General features: G+C 43.9%; 22 protein-coding genes. 11 read left to right on the forward strand and 11 right to left on the reverse strand.

Annotated elements, in window-relative coordinates:
* Positions 1-210: 210 nt before the first annotated feature.
* Positions 211-2061 carry a 2-oxoacid:acceptor oxidoreductase subunit alpha gene (locus BMW86_RS12450; protein ID WP_089782085.1) on the forward strand — a complete coding sequence of 617 codons (1851 nt, stop codon included), beginning with the start codon at positions 211-213 and terminating at the stop codon, positions 2059-2061.
* Between the two features lie 158 nt (positions 2062-2219).
* On the forward strand, positions 2220-2804 hold the full coding sequence (locus tag BMW86_RS12455; protein ID WP_089782086.1) for a DUF6134 family protein: 585 nt from the start codon (positions 2220-2222) through the stop codon (positions 2802-2804).
* 192 nt (positions 2805-2996) lie between these two features.
* Here the strand turns inward: BMW86_RS12455 and BMW86_RS12460 are convergent, their stop codons facing one another.
* The 8 genes from BMW86_RS12460 to gldA all read right to left on the reverse strand — a co-directional run bounded on the left by BMW86_RS12460 (position 2997) and on the right by gldA (position 10060).
* On the reverse strand, positions 2997-4190 hold the full coding sequence (locus BMW86_RS12460; protein ID WP_089782087.1) for a Gfo/Idh/MocA family protein: 1194 nt from the start codon (positions 4188-4190) through the stop codon (positions 2997-2999).
* A 72-nt stretch (positions 4191-4262) separates the two neighbouring features.
* The gene (locus tag BMW86_RS12465) at positions 4263-5489 is read right to left on the reverse strand and encodes a nucleoside permease (protein ID WP_089782088.1); all 1227 of its coding nucleotides are present in this window, start codon (positions 5487-5489) and stop codon (positions 4263-4265) included.
* Positions 5490-5573: 84 nt separating this feature from the next.
* Positions 5574-6287 (reverse strand): YqjF family protein, encoded by a 714-nt coding sequence (locus BMW86_RS12470; RefSeq protein WP_089782089.1) that lies wholly within the window; start codon positions 6285-6287, stop codon positions 5574-5576.
* A gap of 1 nt (position 6288) precedes the next feature.
* Positions 6289-6936, reverse strand: coding sequence for an endonuclease III (gene nth / locus BMW86_RS12475; protein ID WP_089782090.1), 648 nt, complete (start codon positions 6934-6936; stop codon positions 6289-6291).
* 52 nt (positions 6937-6988) lie between these two features.
* A complete protein-coding gene (locus BMW86_RS32795) occupies positions 6989-7138 on the reverse strand; it encodes a hypothetical protein (RefSeq protein ID WP_177189240.1) in 150 nt (49 codons plus the stop codon).
* 208 nt (positions 7139-7346) lie between these two features.
* On the reverse strand, positions 7347-7652 hold the full coding sequence (locus tag BMW86_RS12485) for an FtsB family cell division protein (RefSeq protein ID WP_089782092.1): 306 nt from the start codon (positions 7650-7652) through the stop codon (positions 7347-7349).
* A 124-nt stretch (positions 7653-7776) separates the two neighbouring features.
* A complete protein-coding gene (eno, locus tag BMW86_RS12490; RefSeq protein ID WP_089782093.1) occupies positions 7777-9069 on the reverse strand; it encodes a phosphopyruvate hydratase in 1293 nt (430 codons plus the stop codon).
* A gap of 58 nt (positions 9070-9127) precedes the next feature.
* Positions 9128-10060: a gliding motility-associated ABC transporter ATP-binding subunit GldA gene (gene gldA, locus BMW86_RS12495; RefSeq protein WP_089782094.1), complete on the reverse strand. Its 933-nt coding sequence runs from the start codon at positions 10058-10060 to the stop codon at positions 9128-9130.
* A 254-nt stretch (positions 10061-10314) separates the two neighbouring features.
* On the opposite strand from gldA, the gene BMW86_RS12500 reads away from it, so the two are divergent.
* From BMW86_RS12500 to BMW86_RS12515, 4 genes are all read left to right on the forward strand, one after another.
* Positions 10315-10890 (forward strand): TerD family protein, encoded by a 576-nt coding sequence (locus BMW86_RS12500; RefSeq protein WP_089782095.1) that lies wholly within the window; start codon positions 10315-10317, stop codon positions 10888-10890.
* A gap of 13 nt (positions 10891-10903) precedes the next feature.
* Positions 10904-11581 carry a TerD family protein gene (locus tag BMW86_RS12505; RefSeq protein WP_089782096.1) on the forward strand — a complete coding sequence of 226 codons (678 nt, stop codon included), beginning with the start codon at positions 10904-10906 and terminating at the stop codon, positions 11579-11581.
* 104 nt (positions 11582-11685) lie between these two features.
* The gene (locus tag BMW86_RS12510) at positions 11686-12549 is read left to right on the forward strand and encodes a phosphoribosyltransferase family protein (RefSeq protein WP_089782097.1); all 864 of its coding nucleotides are present in this window, start codon (positions 11686-11688) and stop codon (positions 12547-12549) included.
* 68 nt (positions 12550-12617) lie between these two features.
* Positions 12618-13412, forward strand: a complete 795-nt coding sequence (locus tag BMW86_RS12515; RefSeq protein ID WP_089782098.1) for a DUF475 domain-containing protein — start codon at positions 12618-12620, stop codon at positions 13410-13412.
* Positions 13413-13448: 36 nt separating this feature from the next.
* On the opposite strand, the gene BMW86_RS12520 is transcribed toward BMW86_RS12515, so the two are convergent.
* The gene (locus BMW86_RS12520; RefSeq protein ID WP_089782099.1) at positions 13449-14120 is read right to left on the reverse strand and encodes a LytR/AlgR family response regulator transcription factor; all 672 of its coding nucleotides are present in this window, start codon (positions 14118-14120) and stop codon (positions 13449-13451) included.
* Positions 14117-15271 carry a sensor histidine kinase gene (locus BMW86_RS12525; protein WP_089782100.1) on the reverse strand — a complete coding sequence of 385 codons (1155 nt, stop codon included), beginning with the start codon at positions 15269-15271 and terminating at the stop codon, positions 14117-14119. Before BMW86_RS12525 ends, BMW86_RS12520 begins: the two co-directional genes overlap by 4 nt.
* Positions 15272-15329: 58 nt before the next feature.
* Between BMW86_RS12525 and BMW86_RS12530 the strand changes: the two genes are divergently transcribed.
* On the forward strand, positions 15330-17015 hold the full coding sequence (locus tag BMW86_RS12530; protein ID WP_177189241.1) for a peptidoglycan DD-metalloendopeptidase family protein: 1686 nt from the start codon (positions 15330-15332) through the stop codon (positions 17013-17015).
* Between the two features lie 2 nt (positions 17016-17017).
* Positions 17018-17473 carry a thioredoxin-dependent thiol peroxidase gene (gene bcp / locus BMW86_RS12535; RefSeq protein ID WP_089782102.1) on the forward strand — a complete coding sequence of 152 codons (456 nt, stop codon included), beginning with the start codon at positions 17018-17020 and terminating at the stop codon, positions 17471-17473.
* A 142-nt stretch (positions 17474-17615) separates the two neighbouring features.
* Here the strand turns inward: bcp and BMW86_RS12540 are convergent, their stop codons facing one another.
* Positions 17616-19157, reverse strand: coding sequence for an SUMF1/EgtB/PvdO family nonheme iron enzyme (locus BMW86_RS12540; RefSeq protein WP_089782103.1), 1542 nt, complete (start codon positions 19155-19157; stop codon positions 17616-17618).
* A 279-nt stretch (positions 19158-19436) separates the two neighbouring features.
* Here BMW86_RS12540 and porU point away from each other — a divergent pair, with 279 nt between their 5' ends.
* The 3 genes from porU (at position 19437) to ispF (ending at position 24673) form a co-directional block, all read left to right on the forward strand.
* A complete protein-coding gene (porU, locus tag BMW86_RS12545) occupies positions 19437-22781 on the forward strand; it encodes a type IX secretion system sortase PorU (RefSeq protein WP_177189242.1) in 3345 nt (1114 codons plus the stop codon).
* Positions 22782-22904: 123 nt separating this feature from the next.
* Positions 22905-24080: a type IX secretion system outer membrane channel protein PorV gene (porV, locus tag BMW86_RS12550; protein ID WP_255372909.1), complete on the forward strand. Its 1176-nt coding sequence runs from the start codon at positions 22905-22907 to the stop codon at positions 24078-24080.
* A gap of 113 nt (positions 24081-24193) precedes the next feature.
* The gene (gene ispF, locus BMW86_RS12555) at positions 24194-24673 is read left to right on the forward strand and encodes a 2-C-methyl-D-erythritol 2,4-cyclodiphosphate synthase (RefSeq protein ID WP_089782106.1); all 480 of its coding nucleotides are present in this window, start codon (positions 24194-24196) and stop codon (positions 24671-24673) included.
* Positions 24674-24701: the final 28 nt, after the last annotated feature.

Here is a 24701-nt window from a genome sequence, read left to right on the forward strand (position 1 = left end):
ATAACAGGTACACGTCTTCGCATCCCTATCACTAAAAGTTATACTGCATAACTTTTAGCTATGACACCCTTCAGCATAAAAGTCTATTCACTTTGTGTACTTTTGTAATAATGACCGCTTTGAAAAGCATATAATTATACAATGGATACTAGCTCCCGAATTGTTAAATTTACAGCCTGAAAAACATCGGTCAGTTAAATAAGCTAATAAATGTCAAATAGTTCGATTCAAAACATAGAGGATGTAGTGATCAAATTTGCCGGGGACAGTGGTGATGGTATGCAGTTGACGGGTACCCAGTTTTCGAATAACACAGCCCTGTTCGGGAATGACCTCAGTACTTTCCCAGACTTCCCCGCAGAAATACGTGCCCCAATAGGTACCCTGCCCGGGGTGAGTGGTTTCCAGTTACACTTTTCATCTAACCGCATATTTACCCCGGGAGATGCCTGTGACGTGCTGGTAGCAATGAATGCTGCTGCGCTGAAAGCAAACCTCAAGGGACTTAAAAAGGGAGGGATCATCATCGCCAGCACAGATGGTTTTGATGCTAAGAACCTTCGTCTCGCGAACTATCCGGAAGGGATTAACCCACTGGAAGACGGTTCCCTGGCTAACTACCAGCTCCATACCATAGACGTTACCAAACTTACACGCGAAGCATTGAAGGACAGTCCGCTGGGTATGAAGGAGAAAGACCGTGCGAAAAACATGTTCATCCTCGGCTTTATATACTGGATGTACGACCGTACCCTCGAAAGTACAGAAACTTTCCTCACAGAGAAATTCGGTAAGAAACCGGATATCCTGGAAAGCAACCTGAAAGTACTGCATGCCGGATATAACTATGGGGATACCGTAGAGGCTTTCACCACCCGCTACCATGTGGAAAAGGCCCGCATGGAACCTGGTACCTACCGCAGTATCACCGGTAACACCGCCCTTTCCTATGGGTTGATAGCTGCTGGTCAGAAGTCGGGCCTGCCGTTGTTCCTGGGTACTTACCCTATTACACCGGCTTCAGACATCCTGCATGAACTGAGCCGTTACAAAAACTTTAATATACGCACCTTCCAGGCCGAAGATGAAATAGCCGGTATCACCTCTGCCATTGGAGCTTCCTATGGTGGGCACATGGGCATTACCACTACTTCCGGTCCAGGTATGGCATTAAAAGGTGAAGCAATGGGGCTGGCAGTAATGCTGGAAATACCTTTGCTCATCATCAATATTCAGCGTGGTGGTCCTTCTACGGGCTTGCCTACCAAAACAGAACAATCGGATCTGTTGCAGGCTTATTATGGTCGTAACGGCGAATGCCCTATGCCGATCGTATCTGCCTCTACACCTTCAGACTGTTTCAACGCAGTATTTGAAGCCTTCCGCATCTCTGTACAGCACATGACACCGGTAATATTCCTGAGTGATGGATACATTGCCAATGGTGCTGAACCATGGCGCTTTCCGCAGAGCGCAGATTTGCCGGAAATAGCGGTGAAGTTCAAAAAAGGACTGGAAGAAGGAGAGGAGCAGTTCCTGCCTTATCACCGTGATGAGAAACTGGTACGTCCATGGGCTGTACCTGGTACTCCCGGACTGGAACACCGTATCGGTGGTCTGGAAAAGCAGAACATCACCGGTAACGTGAGTTATGATCCGGAAAACCACCAGGTGATGGTGAAGATCCGTCAGGAGAAGATTGATAAGATCGCTGATCATATTCCACCTCAGACAATAGAGTTAGGGCCTGAAAAAGGTAAGGTACTGGTACTGGGATGGGGTTCTACTTATGGCGCTATCAAAAGTGCAGTACTGGAACTGTTGTCAGAAGGTCATGAAGTGGCACATGCACATATCAGGTACATGCGTCCTTTCCCTAAAAACCTGGAAGAGATCCTGCACAGTTATGATAAAATCCTGATTCCTGAAATCAATAACGGCCAGCTGATCAAAATTATCCGTGATCAGTTCCTGATTGATGCACAGGGTTATCATAAAATCATGGGTGTTCCTATTACAAAGGGAGAACTGGTGATTAAAATCAAGGAAATGCTTCAATAACAATACGTTATCATATTAATAATAAAATCCTGCCCACATGGGCAGGATTTTGTATTTTTAATAACCTTATATGTTGATAATATAATTAGCATGATATAACAAAAGGGACAGTCGAACGTTAGCTATATAGTAGCATATTCTTAGCCAAATTCTCTATTATGAAGGGCATCAACCTAGTGATTATTATCTTTCTCTTTTCCGGGAACTGGCTATATGGACAGAATCACGAGTACGAGATCCGTTTTGCAAATCGTGTTATTGGTAATGTGAGTGCTCATTGTAAGCAGAGCGGTGCTGCTAAGAACATCTCTATACAAAGCAAAGTAGATATGCGACCCCTTACCAGATTCAGCCTGGATATCTCCTGTGAATTTGAGAACAGTGTGATGATAAGGTCTAAAGTGATTAAAGATTCAGGGAAAGAAGGGGATAGCAAATCGATTACTACGCAAAAGGATGGAAAGATTTATACTGTGGTACAGAATGGCGAAAAGTCTATCCTGAATAGTCCGGAGATCATGCATTCTGTATCAGAGTTATACTTCATGGAACCCCATCAGATCACCCGTATTTTCTCTGAATCAATAGGGGCGTTTTTAAGCCTGAAAACGTTGGGTAATGGGTTATATGAGCTTACGTTACCGGAAGGCAAAAAGAACATCTATAAATACGAAAAAGGGGTATTGGTGCAGGTCGAAGTGAGCCAGACCTTTGGAAAGGCATATATCATCAGAGTTTCTTAATGAAGAAGGCTCCTAAAAAGCCTCTAATACTCGATTTGGCTCCGTCAGGAGCCCCGTGTTTGTAGTAAACACATTAGACAACAAAACAAGACTCCGTTAGGAGTCCCCTGTTACATTCTTATAAGGGGACTCCTAACGGAGTCTATGATCAAGAAGGTAAATTATTGCTACAAACACGCCGCTCCGGAGCTTTTATTCAATCACTCTCTCTATAATCTGTCCGCTCGCTTTATCTTTCAATATTAATTTCTTCGCACCAAAGTGCGTCATCTCTTCTTTTACGAGGTAATACTGCGCATCATATTCCACCAATGTAACAGGCTTCGTTAATCCTTCCTGCCCACGCCATATATCCAGTTTCACAGGTTCCCATAATTTAGTAGCCGCACTGCGGTAAGCCGCATCTAAAATAGCATTCACTACATACCCGTCATAGAACGTTTCTCTTGCGGGACGGTTCCCTTCTTTTGCATGGAACATATCCGCAAACATGTGATTATACCCCAGCTCATTCAACTCATCACCCACGGGAAATAACCAGCCGGTATTACTCTCTGCTTTCTCCGCTACATAATCCGCACCCTTGCCGGTAGTAAACATATCAAACCCTGTGCGTAAAAAACTATTCAGCCATATCGTTCCTTCTGTTCCCATTACTTCATCACGAAGGTCAAGTCCTCCGCGGAAAGTCCAGCTTACTTCAAACTGTCCAATCGCGCCATTCTCATATTTCACCAGGCCAATCGCATGATCTTCCGCATCAATCGGTTTCACCTGTGTATCCGCCCAGCACATCACCTCTACCGGTTTAATATCCTTGCCAATAAAACTGCGTGCAATCTCCACACAATGACAACCCAGGTCGAGGATACATCCACCACCTGCCTGTTCCTTATCCCAGAACCATTCACTATGCGGGCCAGGATGTGTTTCACGGGATTTAGCCCAGAGTATGCGTCCCAGCGCACCATTCTGTACACTCTCCAGTGCCTTCAGAAACTTAGGCGTATATACCAGGTCTTCCAGGTAACCATTAAAGATGCCTGCTTTCTCTACAGCTTCCAGCATGCGTTTGGCTTCTTCTGCATTACGCCCCAGGGGTTTGGTACAAATGACGCCTTTCTTATGCTTACAGCAAAGCGCTACCGCAGCCTCATGCAGGTTATTGGGCAATGCGATACAAACGATATCCACATCAGGATGAGCAATAGATTCTTCCATATCCAATGTCCAGTGATCAACGGAATAATCTGTTGCGAACTTCTTCGCACTCTCTTCCCTGCGGGAATAAATACTGACAATCTTATCCCGGCTTCTTTGTCCCTGCAGAGAATCTGCATAGAAACGACCAATAAAGCCGGAGCCTAACATGGAAATACGTTGCATAATTTCTGGTTTGAAATGAGAACTCCGCAGTAAAGTATTTCACTGCGGAGCGATATTTAAAATAACTGTTTATTACGCTACTTGTTTTTTGCTGTCGCGGAATGATACCAGGAACAACAGGAATACTGCCAGGGCAATACCTGCAGGTATCAGCCATACCTGACGCCAGAAATTCTCAACAGGATGAGCCGTGTAGTAATCAGTAATAAATCCTGCAATCTTGAATCCCATCCACATTCCAAAACCATAAGTGGCCAGTGTAATCATACCCTGTGCAGCACTTTTGTATTTTTCGCCTGCCTGTTGATCTGTGTAGATTTGTCCGGATACGAAGAAGAAGTCATAACAGATACCATGTAATGCAATACCTATCAGCAGCATGAAGGAGAGGTCAGTTCCGTTACCATATGCAAAAAGTGCATAACGAACGGCCCATGCCAGCATACCTATAAGAATGGTTTTCTTAAAGCCAAATTTGCTGAAGAATACAGGGATCAGCAACAAAAACAATGTCTCAGAAACCTGTCCTATAGACATTTTCGCTGTTACATTCTCAATACCTGTCTGCTCTATAAAAGTATGTGCATTCTGATAATAAAATGCCAGTGGGATACAGATAAGTATAGAAGAGACGAAGAACACCGCAAAATTAGGGTTCTTCAATAGTTTAATAGCATCGAGTCCAAGAAGAGAGCTAATGCTGTCTTTCTCATTTTTATTCTTAACAGGAGGTGTTTTAGGCAAGGTAAAGGAATAAATTCCCAGGATCAGGGAAGCAACACCACCCATTGCAAAAGTATTCTTCAACTCACCTGCTTCAAGCCCGGCTTTTCCATCCCAATGGAAAACATAACTGATCAGTAAACCGGCCACTATCCAGCCTATCGTTCCCCATATGCGAATAGAAGAAAACTCTTTCTCCGGATTCGTCATCTGTCGGAAGGATACAGAATTCACCAGTGCCAGTGTTGGCATGTAACCCACCATATACCCAAAAACATAAGGGAAGAATGTACTGATGTTATCCGCACGGAACATCAGGAACATCAATCCTGCGCCAATCAGGTGCAGCACTCCCAGGATCTTTTCTGCATTAAAATATTTATCAGCTATCAGTCCTATTATAAAAGGTGCGATGATTGCACCATAGGACTGGGTAGAAAATACATTGCCTATCTGTGTTCCATTAGCATGAAGATTTGCCCCCAGAAATGTTCCCAACGTAACAAACCATGACCCCCAGATAAAAAACTCCAGGAACATCATAAACGACAATTGAATTCGGGTCTGTGATTTCATAACGATTTTTAGTCTTTATAGTTTAGCGCTAAAAGATAAGTAAAATATTATCGAATTTCCAAATTAGGGTACCAGTGGCGGGTATTATAATATTTTTTTCGGCATAACTGTAATAGCAGAACCTTCCGCAAGCAACGCAGAAAGGGGTGTTTGCTGCAGCATCGGAACAAATTGTTCTCCATAGAGAGCAGCTGTATCACATTGATAACTGAATGCGGAAACAGGGTGTACTCTCCATTGAGGGTGGGTAACCTGGTATTCACCGCTATGGGCAGTACCCATATTTGTATATCCCCAGTAATGATCTGTAATAAAGGAAGCCTCGCTGCCTTCTGTAATAGGAAGCGCCTCTGAAGAGGCAGTAGCTTTCAGATAATTCCAGTGCTGTCCTACTTTCCATTCATAAGCTACTTCCAGTTGTTCATCTGTATGTTTCCAGGAATGGCGCATCGGATGAGTGGCATATTTCTCCTTGTATACAGTATTGGCTACAAAGGTGATCATCCTTTTAGGCACTACTTCTTTTACAAATACAACACCCCGTTTCCAGATACCGTCTTCTTTATACCGTACATAAAACCGGAGATTCACCTCTTCAAAATGACGGTGAAAGGGGAGGGAGAGTCCCATCACTTTGGTATTGGTAAAAAGGAAGCCTACCAGGCTGGCATAATGGGTATTATTCCAGGTATCCAGTTCAGTATGATGTGGTACAAATGGCTGTAATACAGCAGGATCTGCTTCAAAGTTGATCATGAGCAGGTTGCGCCACTCAGCGGTAAGGAAGGGTTTGACCATATTAGCTACCTTTTACAAGGGAATGATAGTATTTACACACAGGCCGCAGTCCGCATTCACCACATTTAGGTGTACGGGCCACACAAATATAACGGCCGTGCAAAATTAGCCAGTGATGGGCAATGTGCACCTTTTCTTCCGGTATATATTTCAGGAGTTGCTTTTCGGTTTGAAGAGGGGTAGTGGCGTTGGTGGTAAGACCAATCCGTGCTGATACACGGAATACATGTGTATCTACGGCCATATTGGGCTGATGGTGTACCACAGAGGTGATTACATTGGCTGTTTTACGGCCCACGCCAGGCAGGGTAACGAGTTCTTCCACGGTAGAGGGTATCTCTCCGTGAAAATTCTCCACAACCATTTGGGCCATACCTATCAGGTGTTTGGTCTTATTGTTTGGATAACTGATACTGCGTATAAGAGGGAAGAGATCCTCAAATGTGGCGGTGCTGAGTGCTTCCACATCCGGGTAATTTTTAAAGATAGCGGGCGTGGTCATGTTAACACGCTTATCTGTACATTGGGCAGACAGGATCACGGCTACCAGTAACTGGTAGGGATTGTCATAGATCAGCTCCGTTTCAGCATTGGGAGCATGTTCTTCGAAGTAGCTGAGTACAAAGGCAAAGCGTTCTTTCTTTGTCATACCGCGCAAAGGTAGGGCAAAATGGGAGCAATTATACCTGCTAAACAGTCACTTATTTTGCCGGTTGCGTTTTTTTAGCGTAATCGGAGATTGCCTGCAATGTTTCAGGTCTTGGAGAAAAACGGATCGTATCAAGCGCTTTACGTGTTTGATTAAAACAAATCTGTTCTTCACGTGATAGTTCCGGGTCTTGATCTGTCATCTTGTGTAGTTTATTGGCGCTATCAGTTACAGAATATAAAGTAGAAAAAAGGTTTGTAGAATTCCCCATGCAAATGTGTTTTTTTGTAAAAGACTAATTCATAACAGTATAACGGAGATTGTGCAGAATGTATTGTCAAAATAAATGAAATATTTCGAAACTAAATATAACCGAATTAAACGGAAAGCGGAGTGGATGCGGATTAACGTTACTTTTTCTCTGTGATAATGAACAGGTCTTCATTATCCTTTTTCATCAGGTACTTTTCCCGGGCGAATTTTTCCAGTTTCTCCGGGCTGGAGAGTAATTCCTGCTGTTCTTTGCGGGTTTGGTCTATTTCCTGCTGGAAAAAGGCCTTCTGATCTTCCAGTTTGTTCACCTCAGACTGCAATTCGTACTGGGAAAGGAAGTTATTACGGTCCATAGATGACAGCCATACCACAAATGCCACTGCAGCAATGAAAAACTTATTTTTCATGTAAGCGGGTATTTTGATGGATTTAAGTCTGGACATACAATTGAATTTTTAAAAAAATCCGGGTTTTGAAGTAACTCAAAACCCGGAAATATCGACCACTAATTAAAATATCGGCAATCAAAGATCAAATCCCGGAAATGCACGAAATCCAATCTGAAGGTTATTTCTTACTAAATTTAACGGTTTTTCCCGGATAAAAAGCCACTTCATCCAATTCCTCTTCAATACGGAGTAACTGGTTGTATTTAGCCATACGGTCTGTACGGGAAGCAGAACCGGTTTTGATCTGACCGCAGTTCAATGCTACTGCCAGGTCAGCAATAGTAGTGTCTTCGGTTTCGCCGGAACGGTGACTCATGATAGAAGTGTAACCAGCTTTGTGAGCCATGTTTACTGCATCGATCGTTTCAGTAACAGTACCGATCTGGTTTACCTTGATCAGGATGCTGTTAGCGATATTCTGATCAATACCTTGTTTCAGGCGTTTTACGTTGGTAACGAACAGGTCATCACCTACCAGCTGTATTTTATCACCTAAAACTTCGGTCATTTTTTTCCAGCCAGCCCAATCGTCTTCAGCCATACCGTCTTCAATAGAAACGATAGGATATTTACTGCACCACTCAGCCCAGTAAGCAACCATTTCATCGCTGCTGATTACTTTCTGAGAGCTTTTGTAGAATTTGTAAGTTTTAGTAGCATCATCGTACATTTCACTGCTTGCAGCATCCAGTGCGATACCTACCTGCTCACCTGGTTTGTAACCAGCCGCTTCGATAGCCTGCAGTACTGTTTCGATTGCTTCTTCATTGCTCTGGATTTCAGGAGCAAAACCACCTTCATCACCTACGTTAGTGCTGTAACCCTTCTTTTTCAGAACGGATTTCAGGTGATGGAAGATTTCAACACCCCAACGCAGACCTTCAGAGAAAGAAGGAGCGCCAAAAGGAACGATCATAAATTCCTGGAAGTCGATTTTGTTATCAGCATGTGCACCACCATTGATGATGTTCATCAAAGGAATAGGCAGGGTAGTAGCGTTTACACCACCCAGGTAACGGTACAGGGGCAGGTTCACTTCTTCAGCAGCAGCTTTGGCAACGGCCATGCTCACAGCCAGGGTAGCGTTAGCACCCAGTTTACCTTTGTTTTCTGTGCCATCCAGCTCAATCAGAAACTTGTCAATACCGGCCTGGTCCTTAATATCCCATCCAACAAGTTCTTCCGCAATGATTTCGTTGATATTGTTAACAGCCTGCAGAACGCCTTTACCCATGTATACGGATTTGTCGTTATCACGCAGCTCAACTGCTTCATGTTTACCTGTAGAAGCACCGGACGGTACGGCAGCACGGCCAAAATGACCATCTTCTGTGGTTACATCTACTTCTACCGTTGGATTTCCACGGCTGTCAAGGATTTGCCTGGCATGGATTTCTGAAATGATACTCATCTTTGTAAAGTTGTTTTATTATTTTAAATAAGCTTCAAGCCGCAACACGCAAGCGTCGCTACCTTGTAGCCTGAGGCTTGTCGGTCGTTAACTGCCTGAATATTGCTTCCAGGCTTTGCGAATTGCTCTGCAAAGAAAGGATGTTCCGGTTATTTATCAAAGCAAATTGTAAGAGGTTTTTCTGCACCTCTTCTATATTCGCAGCAAATAGCTGCCACGTCTGGGCATCCTGCTGTTTAATACGTATCACTCCGGCCAGTTGTTCTAAATCTGATGGGGAAGGAAGTGGCTCCCCAAAGGATACCTGTATATAACCATTTTCGGTGCCACCTTGTTGTAAATTCTGTAAAGAATCATCCGCAATGATTTTCCCTTTGTTGATAATGATCACCCTGCTGCACATTGCCTCTACTTCCTGCATGATATGCGTGCTCAGCACCACTGTCTTATTCTGCCCCAGATCTTTGATCACCTGGCGGATATCTGCCAGCTGGTTAGGATCTAAACCGGAAGTGGGTTCATCCAGGATCAGCACTTCGGGATCATGTAATAATGCCTGAGCCAGTCCCACACGCTGTTTATAACCTTTGGAAAGAGCGCCTATCTTCTTTTTGCTTTCAGGCAGCAAACCGGTGAGGGCAATGATTTCAGCTATCCGCTTATCACTGTTCGCACCCAGTTTATGTACCTGGGCAACAAAGCCAAGGAACTCCTTTATATACATATCAAAATACAGGGGATTCGCCTCCGGCAGATAACCGACGCGTTGCCTTACTTCCATAGGATGGGTTACCACATCATAGCCGCAAACACTGGCCTGACCACCACTGAGCGGCAGATACCCGGTGATCATCTTCATGGTAGTACTTTTGCCGGCACCATTTGGTCCCAGGAAACCTACCACTTCTCCCTTATTAAGGGAAAACGAGATGTCATCCACCGCCCGCTGTTCCCCGTATACCTTGCTTAACTGTGTAACTGTAATTGACATAAGGTTTTTCCGCTTTGGCGCGGCTAAAGTACGGAATTTAATCGTTCCCTGTAGGTGCATAATGACAGGGAATTATTGTTTAGCCAGAAAAAGAGTGTTGCTTATCAGTAGGATAGTTATGATTATTAATACGATATTAACATTTTGAGGAACGGTTTTTAATAACAAAAACTTTTCTTCAAATTCACCCCTGAATACTTAATTTTAATTTTATTGTTTGCTGACCAGAGGTAACAACATAAATCTGACTTTTCATGGCAATTAACTTACAAAAGGGACAAAAGATTGATATAGGACTTTCCAATATTAGTGTAGGTTTGGGATGGAATCCGAATGAAGGTACAGGAGGCGCTTTTGATCTTGATGCATCTGCCTTCATGATAGATGCCAACCGCTTGATTCCATTGGAAGGATACTTCGTTTTCTACGGTAATACAACTTCTCCGGATGAAGCCTTACACCATTCCGGCGATGATCCTACCGGCGGTAACAGCGCAGGCGGAGATGATGAAATTATTAAAATAGATCTCTCTAAAGTAAATCAGGATATCAAAGAAATCCTGTTTGTAGTGACCATTCATGAAGCTACCAGCAGAAGACAAAACTTCGGACAAGTACGGGATTCGTATATCCGTATCGTTAATAATGCCGATGGTGAAGAAATTGCAAAGTATGAACTGGGTGAAGACTTCTCCATAGAAACAGGCGTTGAATTCGGACGCCTCTACAACCGTGATGGTAAATGGCGCTTCGAAGCCTCTGGTATCGGTTACAAAGAAGACCTTGCTTATTTCCTCTCCAAATATTACAAAGGACAGATCATTAAATAAAACCTTCAGACACATGGCTATAAATCTTGTAAAAGGTCAGACTATCGACCTGCGTAAAAACGACAACGGAGAAAGTTTTGATCTGTCTACCGTAACAATAGGATTGGGATGGGATATCCGCAAAAAGAACAGTGGTGGTGGATTCCTGGGGAAATTACTGGGTGGTGCAAAAGAAGATGAATTCGATCTGGATGCAATAGCTTTTCTGCTGGATAAAAATGGGAAAGTGGCAGACCTGGGCAAAACCGTTAAAACAAGCGATGGCCGCAATATCGGTTTATCCGGAAGCGACGTGATATTTTTCAATAGCATGAAACACCCTTCCGGTAACATCTGGCTCACAGGTGATAACCGCACCGGTGCAGGCGATGGTGATGATGAACAAATCATTGTAAAGCTGGAAAGCCTCGATCCCAAATACGATAAGATCCTCTTTATGGTAACTATCTATCAGGGGCGTCAGCGCAATCAGCATTTCGGTGGAGTAGAAAACGCATTCATACGTGCGGTAGATAGTAAAGGAAAAGAAATCGCGAAGTTCAACCTCTCTGCCAACAGCGCTTATAATAATATGTGCGCAATGGTGTTTGCAGAAGTATACCGTAAAGATGGTACCTGGAAATTCAGGGCCATAGGAGATCCACAGGCTACAGACAGTTTCATGGATATACTTAAAAACTATGCCTATTAAAAGAAAGGAGACCGCATTCTGTAACTTATACGCGAACTGAACGGAGGCGGGAGTAAACGTACAGCAGGGAATTGCCCTAAAATTAACCCTTAAACAAGTTGTTTATGAAAGATGTATTTGCCCTACATCGCATCGTAGATGCTAATGAATTCTCATTTGATCCGGCTGCCTACAGCCGGTTTAAATTTGGAGATGGCATTGCTGCGGATGCATTTGGAACAGCCCTTGCCAACGGATTCATCACCACACATGGTACCGCTCTGTTACAAAGCGAACAACTGGTGATATTACCCAGCCCTTACACCGCAATACCCACGGCGTCTTATTTCCTGACGCTTGCATTTACGAAAGTACTGAACCGCTTTCTGTGTATGAATGGCCGTAGTCCTGCTGAAACTTCCAAAATACACCGTTTCAAAACATACAGTATTGATTACGGTGCTTTGGATATGCAAAGCAGGAAAGCCCTTATCATCAACGATAAGTATCATCTTGATAAAGAATTCCTGCAGGATAAAACACTGATCTTTACTGATGATATCCGTATTACAGGCAGCCATGAACTGATTATCCGCAACCTGCTGGAAGGCTATGCACTGAGTAATGATGCTTATTTCCTTTATTATGCCCAGTTACATAACATGGATATCCATCCCAATATCGAAAACAAACTGAATTATTATACCGTCAACTCTCTGCCAAACCTGGTTGAAATATTAAAAGGCCCCTCTTTCCGGTTCAATACCCGGGTAGTGAAGTATCTGCTGCACGCCCCTGCACAGGAGTTTGAAGACCTGTTGTTGCTGCAGTCAGCCGCTTTTCTGCTGGAACTGGGCGACTGCTGCCTGGGTAATAACTACCACCAGATGAAGGAATACCGGGAAAATGCTACCTATCTTTTCAATTATCTGCAGAAAACGGTACCCTACTGGCAACTGGTCTTAAAACCTGAATTACAGCTGATATAGAATAATTGAGCTTGTATTGATGACGGAAACGGGCTAGATTTACACCGAAACTTAAAACCTATCAGCAAATGAACGAATTAATTCAACAGATCATTAATAACCCGATTCCCGCTTTACTGATCGTAGGGAACCTGATCATTATTGAAAGCCTGTTGTCTGTGGATAATGCAGCAGTATTGGCAACAATGGTAATGGACTTACCCAAAGAAAAACGTAACAAAGCATTAAAGTATGGTATCATTGGTGCTTACTTTTTCCGTGGTATCTGTCTGCTGTTCGCATCATTCCTCATAAAAGTGTGGTGGTTGAAGCCATTGGGCGGTTTATACCTTTTATATCTCACTTTTGATTACTTTAAAAGTAAAGCAGCCAAAGCCAAAGCTGCTGAAGCAGTTGAAGAGGAAGTCGTAGATAAAAGTAGTAACTGGTTATATAAAGCTACAGTAGGATGGATGGGTCAGTTCTGGGCTACCGTAGCATTGGTGGAACTGATGGACCTTGCCTTCTCTATCGATAACGTATTTGCAGCAGTCGCTTTCAGTGATAACATCATATTGATCTGGACTGGTGTATTCATCGGTATCCTGGCTATGCGTTTTGTTGCACAGGGCTTTGTAACGCTGATGGAAAAATTCCCTTTCCTGGAAACAGCCGCTTTCCTGGTAATTGGTGTATTAGGTATAAAACTGATGTTGTCTTTATACGAACACTTCTATCCGGAAACTGGTATCACTAAGTTCCTGGAAAGTCATGAAGCAGATTGGGCTACTTCCATACTCACTGTTTCTATCTTCCTGATTCCGTTAATAACAAGCTGGTTATTCAATTATCCTAAGAGACATAAATTAGGAGAAGCAAAATAATTCTTCCGGGCCGGCTTCTAATGAAGCCGGTTTTTTTTACATCTTAAACTGACTGAAAAAACCTGCCTCATAACTACTTCCTACAGGTATCTCATTCCCCGCTATTAAAATAATTTTATTACGCACCTGCTCTATATGTGCCAATGGCACAATGAAAGATCTGTGTACCCTTACAAATGCACTGGCCGGTAGTTTTTCCATCATAGCCTTCATCGTCATACGCACTATTAAAGGTGGTTGCTGCAACAGATGTATTTTGAGATAATCATCTAATCCCTCAATAAATAATATATCAGGAGGATTCACTTTTACTAAACTATAATCTATCCTGAAAATAAGCGGTGGAGGAGGAGGTTGAAACAGCTTCGCTTTTTCAGCAGCCTGTAAGAAACGTTCAAATGTAAAAGGCTTCAGCAGATAATCCAGTGCATTGAGATTAAACCCTTCTACAGCATATTCACTATGCGCAGTAGTAAAAATCACCATCATCTTTTGCTCTATGGACCTGTATAAATCGGTACCTGTGATAGATGGCATATTGATATCCAGAAACAATAAATCCACAGGTGATTTACAGAGATACTTCAACGCTTTATCGGGCTGATTAAATGTTTGCTGCAGATGGATATAATCCACCTTCGCGCAAAAGTTTTCCAATACTTTCAGCGCCGGTATTTCATCATCTATTGCAATAGCTTGTATCATCATGTTAATTGTAATAACAGTGAAACAGAGAAATAATTAGGATCATCAATGATCTCCAGTGTATGCCTGCCGGGATATAGTAATTCCAGCCGCTTCCTGGTATTCACGATCCCCAGTCCGCCTTTGTCTTCCGGCATTTCCTGTACAGTCACTTTATTATTAAATGCAGTAAAATGCAGTTGATGCAGTGTGATGTTGATCTCTATCCGTATATCTGAATCTTCCGCAGCATTCACTCCATGTTTGAATGCATTTTCTACAAAAGAGATAAGGATGAGAGGAGCAATCTGTTCTCCCACATATACACCGCTCACCCTGAAAGATAATGGCACTGCATTACCGAAGCGGATCTTCTGCAATGCAATATAATTATTGATATAATCAATTTCTTTAGATAGAGAAACAAGATGATGCCCTGAATCGCTGATTACATAGCGCATCATGCCGGATAACTTTACGATCGCTGCCGGTGTCTGGTCAGATTTATCAATAGCCAGGGAATAAATACTGTTAAGGGTATTGAATAAAAAATGAGGGTTGATCTGTGCCTTGAGATAGGAAAGCTCCGCGTTCAGTTTCTCCTTTTCAGATTGTCGCCAGCGGTTGCTGATTTTCAGGATCAGGGAAAAGAAGAATACAGCAAGGAACAGGAATACCTGGTGACCCACATCCAGCAGAAGCGATTTGGAAGTATGTTGCTGTACCGGCATATTTGAAGTATGCTGTTCCTCCGGCATATGGGGCGGTGATGGCTGTATGGAGAATCTTTCATCCGGTGGTGGCGGAGGCGGTTTTGCTCCTTCTGGTGGTTCCGCTCTTTCTGGCCGTTCGGGTCTGTAGGCTGATTTCTCAAAGCCGTTATCTTCCTTTACCACTGCATTAGGCAATAATACAACCACTGCAAAGCATACAAAGGAGATAAGGAAGAACCCGGTATAATTCCGTTTGAAGTAAAAGACAGGGATTAAAAAGAAGAAGTTGAAATAAAAGAAGAGGATCAGTGAAAGGTACACCAGAAAATCCTTCAGTGCAGGTGCATACTTCCATACATCGGCTATACTGTTCGCATCCGGCGAAAAAACAATAGGAAGCGCCAGGAAAGTGACGCATCCGCCAATGTGGATCAGTACCTCTCTTAATTTGCTCTTCATCATTTGCTACAAATGTAAGGGCAAAATCGGCTTTTTTACCAGCACTTCTTACATTTGCAACATGATGAAGCGAATATTCGGGTTATGCTTTTTATTACCTCAGCTGTTACATGCGCAATTACCGGGAAAAAACTATCCACAGGGATATTTCCGCAATCCACTGAACATCCCCATTCAGCTGGCTGGTAATTTCGGGGAACTTCGTCCCAACCATTTTCATGCAGGTATTGATATTAAGACCCAGCAAAAAGAGAATCTGGCGGTGCATGCCGCCGCAGACGGTTATGTAAGCCGTATTGGTGTATCCCATGTGGGTTACGGTAATGTACTGTATATTACCCACCCTAATGGGTATACTACTGTGTACGGACACCTGAACCGCTTTTTCCCGGCACTGGAAGAATATGTGAAGCAACAGGAGTATGCTGCTGAAAGCTGGGCCACCGATCTCAAAATCCCCGCAGGGAAATTTCCTGTAAAGAAGGGCGACTTTGTTGCCTGGAGTGGCAATACCGGCGGTTCTGCCGGTCCGCACGTACACTTCGAAATCAGGGGTACTCAATCAGAAAAACCGCTGAATCCTTTATTATTCGGCTTTGACATACCAGACAGCCGTGCCCCGGATGTATACCGTATAGCCATCTATGATATGGATAAGAGCCTCTATGATCAGACACCACAGATGGTTCCCGTGAAAAAGGTGAATGGGGAATATGTGACCACACAGGCGGTAATCCCTGTAAAGGCAACACAGGCCGGACTGGGGATCAATGCGGTAGACCGTATGGGCGTGGCGCCTAATTCTTATGGCATCTACGAAGTAGTACTGTTCGACAGGGACGTGCCTAACAGTGGTTTTCAGCTGGATAACATTGCTTTTGAGGACTCCCGTTATATCAATGCCCATATCGATTATAAAACAAAGAAGAGCGGAGGGCCATATCTGCAGCTCCTGTTCTCCCTTCCAGGTAATAAACTGGATATTTACAAGGATGTTCAGGGAGATGGTGTGCTAGACCTTTCCGATGGTAAGCCTCATCCGGTAAAACTGCTGGTGAAGGATGCCTACGGAAATACCAGCACAGTGAAGCTCTCTCTGCAACAGAGTGGGGAAGCTGCTGCAGTGCCTAAGTGTGCCAATATGATGTATGCAGAGTCCCGCAATATATTTGAGAACAACCAGGTAGAGTTTTCCATGGAAGAAACAGCCTTGTATGATCAGATCTGTTTCAACTATGCAGAACTGCCATCTACTCCTAAAGCTTATTCCGCTACCCTGCATCTCAATACTCCATTAATTCCCGTGCATAATTATTTTACCCTGCGCATGAGGCCCAACAAGCCTGTTTCTGCTGATTTGCAGAGTAAGATCGTGATGGTACGCGAAGGACTTGGAGAGGATATTGCTGGTACTACTTATGAGAATGGCTGGTTCACTGCTAAGTTCCGCGATTTTGGCAACTTCCATCTGGAAGCAGATACCATTGCGCCTAAAATTACAAGCGCTTTAAAAAATGGTGTTAACCTGTCAAAGGCTGCGAAACTGACGTTCTCTATCAGCGATAACAGCGGCATTAAAAGTTACCGGGCAGAATTAGACGGCCATTGGCTGATGTTCTCCCGCAAGAGTAACGTCATCACATATACTTTTGATGAACATTGCCCTGCAGGTTCTCATACACTCAAACTCACTGTAACAGATGTTGCAGGTAACATAGGTACCAAAACATTCACCTTTATCAGATAGTTATGACACATTTAAAAGAAGGAGATAAAGCACCCGTTTTCAAAGGAAAAGACCAGTCAGGAAAGGAATTAACCCTCAGTGATCTGAAAGGGAAAAAAGTAATTCTGTATTTCTATCCGAAGGATATGACACCAGGTTGTACTGCACAAGCCTGTAACCTGCGTGATAACTATGATGCATTGCTGAAGAAAGGTTATGCTGTAGTAGGCGTAAGCGTAGACGGAGAAAAGAGTCATCAGAAATTTGCAGAGAAATATGATCTTCCTTTCCCTTTACTGGCAGACGATAATAAAGAGATCGTAACCCAGTATGGTGTATTTGGAGAAAAGCAGATGATGGGCAAAACATATGACGGCGTTTACCGCACTACTTTCCTGATCAATGAGAATGGCGTAATAGATAAGATCATTAAGAAGCCAGATACAAAGAATCACACAGAACAGATCCTTTCACTTTAATTTTTGGGTACAGGGCGAAGCCCTGTAAAAACCCCTTCAATTTTTTTATGATGGAGCGAAGCCCCATCATAAAAAAATTAAATCATAATAAAAAAGGCCCTGGGATTATCCCAGGGCCTTTTTTGTATAAAGAAGTTTTGAATTATCTCTTCTGACGTTGTTTCTTGAACAGGTTACCAGTTTTGAACTTGTTACCTTCAGGGCTACCTACACGGTCCATCGCACAACGGAAACCTACAGTGTTGGTTGCCATATCTTCCTGCATGAAGCGACGTGCACCAGGAGACAGCCAGTAAGCTCTGTCATTCCAGCTACCACCTTTCACAACGTGTGATTTGTCGTTCACCAGTGAAGTAACACCATAACCATATTCAACCATTGAAAGAGTATCACCATCTAAGTAGTTGATAACATCACCTTTCTGGTAGTTCAAACGGTTAGCACTTTCTTCATCGGTTACATCACGCATTTTCAGGTGACCCAGGCTATCCTTTTCAGGTTCGTTTTCGCCATTCATATAGGTAGTCTGGAACTTGTTACCACGGAAGTAGTTAAAGTCATCACCATCGATTGGGTTCAGAGGACGATATACGTCAAGTACCCACTCGCTAACGTTACCAGACATGTTATAGATACCAAAAGTGTTCGGGAAGTAAGATTGGATCGGACCAGGGATGGAAGCACGGTCATTCAGACCACCAGCCATACCCATGTTATCACCGGAACCACGTTTGAAGTTGGCCAGGAACTGTCCCTGCCATGCTCCGCGGCGGATATCTCTCAGACCGCTTGTGTTAGTTCCCCAGGAGTACACCTGTTTGTTCATGATCAACTCTTCACCACGTTTACCTTCTTTCTTGGAAGGACCAGGGTTCTGGCCAATGTAACCCAGTGCAGCGTATTCCCACTCAGCTTCTGTTGGGAGACGGTAGTTAGGTAACATTACACCATCTTCGAATTGAGCAGTACGGGGAGAACCATCAGCATTCTTAAACTGTGCTTTGGTTTCCTTGCTCATCTTACCGGGAATACCTTCGTATAAACCAGCGGTATATGATTTTGTATCGAATGTGTTATCGTCTGCCTGATTGTTGATGTCAGTTTTTCCGAGTAAACCTTTGTCGATCAGCATCTTTTCGTTTACACGGTTAGAACGCCATTTACAATAGTCTACAGCCTGTTTCCAGTTAACACCTACTACCGGATAATCGTTATAAGCAGGGTGACGGAAATAGTATTCTACCAGAGGCTCGTTATAAGCCAGCTCGCTACGCCAAACCAGGGTATCCGGTAAAGCTTTACGGAAAACATCAGGGAAAGATTCTCCATACATTCTGCGGAGCCAGTACAGATATTCACGATAGTGCACGTTGGCAACTTCCGTTTCATCTATATAAAATGAAGATACCGTAATACGTCTTGGAATGTTATTCCAGTCAGCCATTACGTCTTGTTCGGTCGCTCCCATTGCAAAGGTACCACCTTGCACGAAAACTAAACCCGGACCAGTTTGTTGATCTTTGCTCTTGGCTACACTAAAACCACCCATCTTAGGATCGTTATAGTTCCAGCCAGTGGCCGAAGATTTTGCCTTTTTGCCACCGCTGCCGCTTTTGTTGCAGGCAGTCATCGACAACATGACACTGGCGCCTATGAGCATTGAGACAGAGGTTAATCTATGCATGCGAATTAGCTTTAGTATTTGATGTTTTATGGTAAACGCAAATGTAGGATATTTTATTTTATAGTAAAAATAATTAATCTGTAAGCGTTTGCCTGTTAATTGTACGTATATTGTTTTGAATCAATGTTTTAACTCTAAAAGATTTTGGTCGCCTACACATTAAGTTAATATTACTTATTTCAGCCACATTCACCCCCTTTTTCGCAAGTAATCAAACAGTTGGTCGATTTCAGCAGATAAATATACTTTAATTTTATTATGTTTGTTCAAATTGCCGGTATGAAATTTTTTTGCCTCAGCTGCTTACTCTTTATCTGTTGCCGGATACTACCGGTAATAGCTAAGGATGGTACAGGCAAACCTCACTCCGTACTGGCATCAGGAAACTGGTATAAACTGGCAGTTACCAAACAGGGAATCTATAAAATAGATGTTGCCCGGTTAGCCGCCATGGGCATCAGTACCAGCGCCATTCAATCATCAGGTATAAGACTATTTGGCTCCGGCGGACAAATGCTTCCAGAGAATAACGCAATTTCCCGCTATGATGATATACCGGAAGTAGGAATAATTATTGAAGATGGGGGAGATGGCATACTAAATGGCTCAGATTACCTGCTTTTTTATGCCCCCGGCCCCCATAGCTGGGTTTACCAGGCCGGCAACTATACCCACACTGCCAACCTTTACAGCGATACCGCTTATTATTTCCTGAACATAGGCACTACTGAAGGAAAACGTATCACAGCAGATAACAGCGAACCCGCTGCCACTGCCTCTGTCAACTCATTCGATTACCACGCCTTCTACGAAAACGATAGCATCAACTTCTTAAGCAGTGGGAAACAATGGTGGGGAACCGTATTCAGTAATGTACAACCGGTACGTACCATCAGCTTCTCCCTGCCATCCACCCCCACATCGCTTACTATAGGCTCTCGTGTAGCGGCCAGGGGACTCAGTTCTGCCAGCTTCTCTATAGAAGCCAATGGCAGCGCCATCGGGAAATTATCCTTAACACCTATCAGCGGCAACATCTTTGAATCCTTTGCATCCACCGCTTCAGGTAGCTTTTCCGCTACTCCATCAGGCAGTAGTGTCCCTGTCACCCTGCGCTTTACACCCGGCAGCAGCGATGGGCAGGGATGGCTGGACTATATCAGGGTGCAGGCCCGTTGCCCGCTGCAAATATCTCAGGAACCACTTTTCTTCAGAGATGCCGGCAGCATCGGGCAAACTGTTCAATTTACCCTCAGCAACGCTACGGATCAAACGCAGGTCTGGGACCTCACCGATCCTTTACAGCCCGTAATCGTAAAGACCCGCCTTAGCGGCAGCTCCTTATCTTTCTCGCGCAGCAATACTTCCCTGCACGAATACGTGGCCTTCAGTAATCAGGGTTTCGGGCAGCCTGCATTTATAGGCATGGTACCAAATCAGGACCTGCACGACATCAGTGGTGTGAATATGTTGATTGTCACTACGCCGGCTTTGATGGGAGCTGCCAGTCGCCTGGCAGCATGGCATACCGCTCATGATGGACTAACCGTGAAAGTGGTTACTGTCAACGATATCTATAACGAATTCGCCTCAGGATCACCAGATCCTACTGCCATAAGAGACTTCACGAAAATGTGTTACGATAAAGGGAGCCTTCAGTATTTACTATTATTCGGAGATGCTTCCTATGATTATAAACACAGCACCAACATGGTGCCTACCTGGCAAAGCACTATCTCTACTGATCCTATCAATGCCTACCCTTCAGATGATTTTTTCGGATTCTTCGATAACGATATCAATGATAACGGCAGTCAGAACCTCTTGAAAATAGGCATTGGCCGGCTGCCGGCACAAAAAGCGTCCGATGCGGAAATCCTGGTAGACAAGATCATTCACTATTACGATAACACCAATTTCGGCCGCTGGCAACAGCATATCACCTTCGTGGCAGACGATGGAGACAACAACCTTCATCTGGAAGATGCGGAGTACATGAGCAACATTGCACAACAGCAATGGCCTGCCGGCAGAGTCAATAAAATCTACCTGGATGCCTACCCTAAAATATCTGATGCCGGTGGCAGCCGTTATCCGGCCGTCAATACCGCCATTGCAGAAGATATTTACAACGGTACGCTGATCTGGAACTATACTGGCCATGGTAGCTATTCCCGCCTGGCAGAAGAAGTAGTCGTAGATGAAAGCTCACTGGATACCTGGAAGAACGGCACTAAACTGCCCCTGTTCATCACAGCTACCTGCGACTTTGCCCCTTTCGACAACCCTGCCTACACTTCCCTGGGAGAACAAATCCTGCTACAGGAAAATGGTGGTGGCATTGCCTTAATGACTACCACCCGTGCCGTATTTGCCGCTTCCAATAAAGTACTGAATGCCAACTACCTGCAGGCATTATTAACACCAGATGCAGACGGCAGTATGCCTACCCTGGGAGAGGCTGCCATGAGGTCCAAAAACCTCACCTATGCCACTTACAGCGATATTCCGAATAACAGGAAGTTCCAGCTGCTCGGAGATCCGGCGCTGACACTGGCCTTCCCTAAATATCATGTAGTCACTGATTCCATAAACGGAGATACGCTCAAAGCGTTAGGCCAATATACCGTTTCAGGTCATCTGGAAGATGAACAGGGTATGCCGCAGAACACGTATAATGGTATCGTATACCCTACTGTATACGATGCACCCGCTTTACAATATACACGGGCCAACGATGCGGGAAGTACTAAAACAGGATTCTATCAGCAACGGAATATCCTTTACCGTGGGTCCCAGACCATCACAGCTGGTAAATTTACTTTCACCTTCGTTGTACCCGCAGATATTAATTACCAGGCAGGGGAACCCAGTAGCATCAGTTACTATGGGACCAACGGGGTTACAGCTGCCGGAGGGGTATATTCGGCATTCAGGGTAGGGGGTACAGATACTACTGCCGCAGAAGATACGCAGGGACCGGATATTAAAGCATACCTTGACAATGAATACTTTAGAGATGGAGACATTACAGGAGAGAATCCTGTACTGTTATTAAACCTGTACGATGATCATGGTCTCAATACCACCGGGTATGGCATTGGTCATGATATGGTAGCAACCCTGGATAACGACCCTGATCAGTACTACATCCTGAATAATTTTTTTGAGGCAGAACTGGATGGCTATAAAGCAGGAAAGGTAAATTTCCCCCTGTATGGATTACCTTCCGGAACGCATACACTTTCAATCAAAGCCTGGGATACCTATAATAATTCAGGGACCGCCACCCTGCACTTTAAGGTAATAAATGGCAGTGAAATGGTAGTTCAACAGGCAGGTTGCTTCCCCAATCCTTTTCATAATCAGACAAATTTTACGTTTACACACAATCAACAGGGGCGGGAACTGGACGTTACAGTGAGGATCTATACGATAGAAGGACGACAAGTAAAAATTATTCATCATACAATAAATGCTTCGGGGAGCCGTTATGTAGGGGCATATTGGGATGGCACCAATGATGCCGGTTCCATACTGTCACCTGGGATCTATATTTATAGCATAATGGTAAAAGCGAATGGAAAAACACAATTTTTAGGTGGAAAAGTAATTCTATTATAACCTATGCATCAAAAGAATAAATTAGTTTCGCGCAATGTCCCTTACCAGGCCCCTGATCTTGTATATATTAAAAATCGAACTATTTTTACATCTCGTTCTAAACACAACTGCATGTACAATTACATGATACGAAAGGTAACTGTAAACCTTTTTCTTATTTGTTGCCTTACAACTGGTTTCTCTGCTGTAGCTCAAATCACCAGCGGTAGCGTTGATGGTCGTACCAATACCATTAATACCGCCGTACCTTTTCTGCGTATTTCACCAGATGCCCGTGCCGGTGCAATGGGGGATGCAGGTGTTGCCACCTCACCCGACGCCAACTCCATTTACTGGAATCAGGCTAAGATTCCTTTTGCAAAAAGCCGTTCTGCGGTATCCGTTACTTATACTCCATGGCTGAAAGAGCTGGTAAATGATGTATTCCTGGCTACAATAGCAGGGTACTACCAGATGGATGAAATGCAGGCCGTATCCGGGTCCCTGCGTTACTTCTCCCTTGGTACCATCAATTTTACAGATGTTACTGGTCAGCCTACTTACGATTATCACCCACGTGAGTTTGCATTCGATGCCGGTTACTCCCGTAAATTATCAGATAACTTCTCTATAGCACTGGCTGGCCGTTACATTTATTCTAACCTTGCCAGTGGCGAAGTTGGCGGTCGTGTAATCAAACCAGGTACCGCTTTTGCTGCAGACGTTTCCCTGTTCTACACGAAAGAATACGAAAAAGAAAATGGAACAGTAAATACCTGGAATGTAGGTCTTGCACTGACCAACATGGGTACCAAAATCTCTTATACTTCTTCTGCTACCAATAAGGATTTCATCCCTACTAACTTCGGTTTAGGTACTGCCTATACCTTTGGCCTGGATGAAACCAATAAAATCATGCTTACCGCTGATGTGAACAAACTGATGGTACCTACTCCGGACAGCCTCGGTAAATACCGCGAAAAAGGTACTTTACAGGGTATGTTCTCCTCTTTTGGGGATGCACCGGGTGGTTTTAAGGAAGAATTAGAGGAATTCACGGTATCTGCAGGTGGTGAATACACCTACAACGATATGTTTGCTGTAAGGCTCGGTTATTTCTACGAGAACAAAAACAAAGGCAACCGTAAATACGCTACTGCCGGTGTGGGTGTTAAGTACAACATGTTCGGACTGAACTTCTCTTACCTCGTTCCTTCAGGAAACGGTATCCAGCGTAACCCGCTGTCCAATACCCTGCGATTCACGCTGATCTTCGATCTTGGTCATCAGGATGAAGGTGATGGCGGCGCTACCTGGTAATATGCCTGAAACTTAAATAGTTAATATTTTTTTAAAATGTTTAAATCCTCCGGATATTTCCGGAGGATTTTTAATTTAGAGCTTATCTTCATTTCTAATAGACATATTTTATCATGAGTAAACTGCGTATCGGGTCGGGAGTGGATTTTCATCAGCTGGTAGAAGGCCGCGATTTTTGGTTAGGAGGAGTTTTAGTACCACATCATAAAGGGGCCCTGGGCCATAGTGATGCAGACGTTCTGCTGCACGCTATCTGCGATGCCATGCTGGGAGCCCTTGCCCTGGGAGATATAGGGGTGCATTTTCCTGATACGGATAACACTTACAAGAACATAGACAGCAAAATCCTGTTACAACGTACCATGGAGCTGGTGGCTGGGAAAGGATACCAGGTAGTGAATATTGATAGTACCCTTTGTTTACAGGCCCCTAAAATAAAGCCCTATGTATCGCAGATGCAGGAAACTATTGCCCGTATTCTTGGTCTAACCATAGAAGATGTTTCCATCAAAGCTACCACCACCGAAAAACTGGGCTTTGTTGGCCGGGAAGAGGGAGTAGTGGCCTATGCAACTGTGCTCCTGGAAAAATAACACTATTAACTAATTAGAATATCTTTGC

The sequence above is a fragment of the Chitinophaga sp. YR573 genome (genome assembly GCF_900110995.1).
Taxonomy (GTDB): domain Bacteria; phylum Bacteroidota; class Bacteroidia; order Chitinophagales; family Chitinophagaceae; genus Chitinophaga.

Bases quoted from the DNA above. Each gene is read 5' to 3' on its own strand.
- BMW86_RS12450 (WP_089782085.1), top strand. From the start codon at position 211: ATGTCAAATAGTTCGATTCAAAACATAGAGGATGTAGTGATCAAATTT.
- BMW86_RS12455 (WP_089782086.1), top strand. From the start codon at position 2,220: ATGAAGGGCATCAACCTAGTGATTATTATCTTTCTCTTTTCCGGGAAC.
- BMW86_RS12460 (WP_089782087.1), bottom strand. From the start codon at position 4,190: ATGCAACGTATTTCCATGTTAGGCTCCGGCTTTATTGGTCGTTTCTAT.
- BMW86_RS12465 (WP_089782088.1), bottom strand. From the start codon at position 5,489: ATGAAATCACAGACCCGAATTCAATTGTCGTTTATGATGTTCCTGGAG.
- BMW86_RS12470 (WP_089782089.1), bottom strand. From the start codon at position 6,287: ATGGTCAAACCCTTCCTTACCGCTGAGTGGCGCAACCTGCTCATGATC.
- nth (WP_089782090.1), bottom strand. From the start codon at position 6,936: ATGACAAAGAAAGAACGCTTTGCCTTTGTACTCAGCTACTTCGAAGAA.
- BMW86_RS32795 (WP_177189240.1), bottom strand. From the start codon at position 7,138: ATGACAGATCAAGACCCGGAACTATCACGTGAAGAACAGATTTGTTTT.
- BMW86_RS12485 (WP_089782092.1), bottom strand. From the start codon at position 7,652: ATGTCCAGACTTAAATCCATCAAAATACCCGCTTACATGAAAAATAAG.
- eno (WP_089782093.1), bottom strand. From the start codon at position 9,069: ATGAGTATCATTTCAGAAATCCATGCCAGGCAAATCCTTGACAGCCGT.
- gldA (WP_089782094.1), bottom strand. From the start codon at position 10,060: ATGTCAATTACAGTTACACAGTTAAGCAAGGTATACGGGGAACAGCGG.
- BMW86_RS12500 (WP_089782095.1), top strand. From the start codon at position 10,315: ATGGCAATTAACTTACAAAAGGGACAAAAGATTGATATAGGACTTTCC.
- BMW86_RS12505 (WP_089782096.1), top strand. From the start codon at position 10,904: ATGGCTATAAATCTTGTAAAAGGTCAGACTATCGACCTGCGTAAAAAC.
- BMW86_RS12510 (WP_089782097.1), top strand. From the start codon at position 11,686: ATGAAAGATGTATTTGCCCTACATCGCATCGTAGATGCTAATGAATTC.
- BMW86_RS12515 (WP_089782098.1), top strand. From the start codon at position 12,618: ATGAACGAATTAATTCAACAGATCATTAATAACCCGATTCCCGCTTTA.
- BMW86_RS12520 (WP_089782099.1), bottom strand. From the start codon at position 14,120: ATGATGATACAAGCTATTGCAATAGATGATGAAATACCGGCGCTGAAA.
- BMW86_RS12525 (WP_089782100.1), bottom strand. From the start codon at position 15,271: ATGATGAAGAGCAAATTAAGAGAGGTACTGATCCACATTGGCGGATGC.
- BMW86_RS12530 (WP_177189241.1), top strand. From the start codon at position 15,330: ATGATGAAGCGAATATTCGGGTTATGCTTTTTATTACCTCAGCTGTTA.
- bcp (WP_089782102.1), top strand. From the start codon at position 17,018: ATGACACATTTAAAAGAAGGAGATAAAGCACCCGTTTTCAAAGGAAAA.
- BMW86_RS12540 (WP_089782103.1), bottom strand. From the start codon at position 19,157: ATGCATAGATTAACCTCTGTCTCAATGCTCATAGGCGCCAGTGTCATG.
- porU (WP_177189242.1), top strand. From the start codon at position 19,437: ATGAAATTTTTTTGCCTCAGCTGCTTACTCTTTATCTGTTGCCGGATA.
- porV (WP_255372909.1), top strand. From the start codon at position 22,905: ATGATACGAAAGGTAACTGTAAACCTTTTTCTTATTTGTTGCCTTACA.
- ispF (WP_089782106.1), top strand. From the start codon at position 24,194: ATGAGTAAACTGCGTATCGGGTCGGGAGTGGATTTTCATCAGCTGGTA.